The sequence below is a fragment of the Dehalococcoidia bacterium genome (assembly GCA_041653995.1).
Lineage (GTDB): Bacteria > Chloroflexota > Dehalococcoidia > GIF9 > UBA5629 > CAIMUM01.
The window spans coordinates 1-2,941 of record JBAZEK010000063.1; the positions used below are offsets into that span (position 1 = coordinate 1).

Here is a 2,941-nt window from a genome sequence, read left to right on the forward strand (position 1 = left end):
CGGCGCTTAACTGTGACGTGCCTGAATAGCCTTCTTCACGCTGGTTAATAGACTGAGCCGGCGCCGCTTCTATCGCGGCCATAGCGGCCTCCATGGGGTTCCTACCTTTTATAATATTAAGGCCGAATTCCGGATCCACGTCGCCGTTCTTAACCATTTGCTCCATTTTAGCCGCATGCTGGATCGCGGTATCATACATCTTTAGATTCTCGCGATTACGCACCCGGACAGCTATATCTGCGATAACGGAGTCAGCCGCCAGCCCCAACACGCCTACACAAAACTTAACTATTCCTGAATTCACGTTACACCTCCTGACCCACTACCTGACCATAACATAAAAAGGATTGCCGGTCAAGGCCGCAGCCTGTCCGCGCAGTGCCGTTATTTTACCCTTTTAACATGTGCATAACATGTGCATAACATGTGCATAACTTAATAAGGCACAATGGTTGGATAAAGTTATGCACACCCCGCGCGGTCGGAATGCCTGTTTTTTTGCACCAGTTATGCACCAACTTTGCACATTTTTAGCCGAGTTATGCACCAGTTATGCACTTCGTATGGTTCGCACTATGTTACCATTTTGTAAAATCACGATTGGAGTTTACATATTGTTATTTTGAAGTCGTCTCGTAAAACGTCGTGGTTTGAAGCTGAAACTACTATTTACATAAAGTATTACATTATGCAAAGTTGCAATCGTGAGAAGTTATTTACATAAACTCTACCACCAACCACAACAAAATGGTGCTTATTATTAGTAGTACATATCATATGTAACATCTCTGGAGATATTATCGTAATAGTAATGTTAATCTAATAATAAGGGGTGTGCATAACTTTGAAAACAGATAAAACTTGACAAAATCTGGATAAATGCTTATCCTTGCACCATGGAAAGGAGGCTAACTATGGCTAAATTAAACGTTATACCGGGTCCCAACACGTCACTTGAAGAAGATAATTCAACCACCGATCCAAAAGACCACGAAAATACAACCCAAGAAAGCACCCAGGAAAAGCAGCCGGAAATCCCTGAAGAACGTATACTGGTATGGCGCTGCTCCTGCGGCAAGGAGATGGACCGCTTTGGTAAAGAGTACACGGCGCATATCAAGGAAGGCCGGGAGAAGGGTGAAGAACACGAGTGGAAGCTCGTCGATGCTAATACCGGAGAGATAGTTGCCGAAAACATGCGCCAGGCCAGCACTATGGGCTTAAAGGCTACCAGGAGGGAGAGCGCCCCTAAGCTCGCTGGGGGTAGCAGCTCTAAGAAAGATACGGATGAAGAATTAGAAAAATACCGTCCGAAGTCTCCTCTCGTAACCAAGTTTGTAGCCTATACCGTCGAGCTGCCGACAGACCTGCTTGTGCTCTATAAGCTCTTTGTCGATCGCTGTATAGCATTGGATAAGGAGCCTCCAACCATAAGCGAGTGGGTGACGCAGACGATCTCTCAGTTCTACCTCGAGCACGCGGAGGACTTTGATATCAGGGGTATGGCGGGAGATTTCATAATAAAGAATGCGGGAGGCCAAAATGTCAGATAATCAGAGAGCAAGAGTGGGAGACATAATACCTATCAGAAAGGCCGGCGGCGGCGAGGCTATTCAACCCCCGCGGAAGAAGATATCAGCTGAGGATCTTTTGGAGGATCTGCAGTCGCAGCTGGAGATCGCCAAGATCGCCAAGATAGGCGAGTCGATCGGTGCCTTTAATTTCGGCGGTGGCCGCCAGGCTCCCGGAGCCGGCGATACAGGGATGGAACAGTTTGCCAAAGCAGCCAACCTGATGGGTATCGACGTAACCAAGATACAGGAGATGCGCCAGAAAGAAGTGGATTCCCTGCGCTCCGAGTTAGACAAGGAGCGGCGCGCTTCCATGGAGCAAAGGCTGAGCGTGATAGACAGTACCATAAACAAAATGAATGATGCTATGATGGCTGTCGTCAAGAGTATACAGGAGCAGAGGACTCAACCCGCAGCGAATGGCATCTTCGGTGTAGCAGATCAGGTGACGGATAACTCACTGACTAAGGCGATGATAGCAAAGCTCATCGACTTTGACGGCCAGAAGCAGCAGCAGCGGGACCCGGTTGAAGAGCTATTTGACAGGCTGACTTTAGGAGACAGGCTGAAGGAGCGCCTGGGACTGAAAGAAGAGCCGCGCTCGGCGGTGGACCCGAGCCTGTTAAACCTTGGCAAAGTTGAGCTTATTACAACGCTGCTGGCGGATGAGCGCGAACGTGAAGCGGCTAGACAGAATGCCGAGCTGGCTAAAATGAAACTGGATAAGCTGGGCAGTGTATGGAGCAAAATAGAGGATTATTTACCTGACGTGCTCGAAGCTATAAAGTCGAGGGGTGGGACCGAGCCTCCCGCACCCCGGGTTCCCGCAGCCGCGACGGCGGCGAGAGCCGGTCGTGAGGCGCCACAGCCGTCAGCTACCGAGCCCCCAAAGATGGACGAGTTGATAGTTGAGGAGATAGCCTGTCCCCACCCGGGCTGCGGCGGGCGGCAGCCGTTCCCTACAAACATACCGGATGGATATGGCATAAACTGCGCTTACTGTGGTAAGTTGATCCTTAAAGCCCCAGTGCAGCCGCCGGATCAACAGAAAACCGCCGAGCCAAAAGTGCAATTAGCGAAACCCAATGCGCCGGCTAAACCGGATATGAGCCGGGATAAAGAAAGAGAGGTAGAAGATGGTTATGGAGAGCAGCTTCCTGACAAGACTGGTAGTGTCGAGGATAACGAGGCCGATAGCTGATTTCATAGCTTACTATATCGTCGCGCTGGAACCGGAGGCGCTCGAGGCCCGTATAACGAGCGGCTGGAGCCTCGTCGGTATGTTAAAGCAGAGGCCGCGCGAGGAGCTGCTTTCCGTGGTTGACGCGATACTGGAGAATTACCCGGATATCAAAAGCCGCATCGATAAG

General features: G+C 50.2%; 4 protein-coding genes. 3 read left to right on the forward strand and 1 reads right to left on the reverse strand.

The genetic code is table 11. The features are described from left to right. Nucleotides 1-304, reverse strand: a 304-nt coding sequence (locus WC359_15365; protein ID MFA5401830.1) for a hypothetical protein, incomplete at its 3' end; no start/stop codon positions are given. 610 nt (nucleotides 305-914) lie between these two features. Between WC359_15365 and WC359_15370 the strand changes: the two genes are divergently transcribed. The 3 genes from WC359_15370 to WC359_15380 form a co-directional block, all read left to right on the forward strand. Continuing rightward, a complete protein-coding gene (locus WC359_15370) occupies nucleotides 915-1,553 on the forward strand; it encodes a hypothetical protein (protein MFA5401831.1) in 639 nt (212 codons plus the stop codon). Next, a complete protein-coding gene (locus WC359_15375; protein ID MFA5401832.1) occupies nucleotides 1,543-2,772 on the forward strand; it encodes a hypothetical protein in 1,230 nt (409 codons plus the stop codon). Before WC359_15370 ends, WC359_15375 begins: the two co-directional genes overlap by 11 nt. Then, a partial coding sequence (locus tag WC359_15380) for a hypothetical protein (GenBank protein ID MFA5401833.1) occupies nucleotides 2,744-2,941 on the forward strand: 198 nt, incomplete at its 3' end. The genes WC359_15375 and WC359_15380, both read left to right, overlap by 29 nt.

Bases quoted from the DNA above. Each gene is read 5' to 3' on its own strand.
- WC359_15370 (MFA5401831.1), top strand. From the start codon at position 915: ATGGCTAAATTAAACGTTATACCGGGTCCCAACACGTCACTTGAAGAA.
- WC359_15375 (MFA5401832.1), top strand. From the start codon at position 1,543: ATGTCAGATAATCAGAGAGCAAGAGTGGGAGACATAATACCTATCAGA.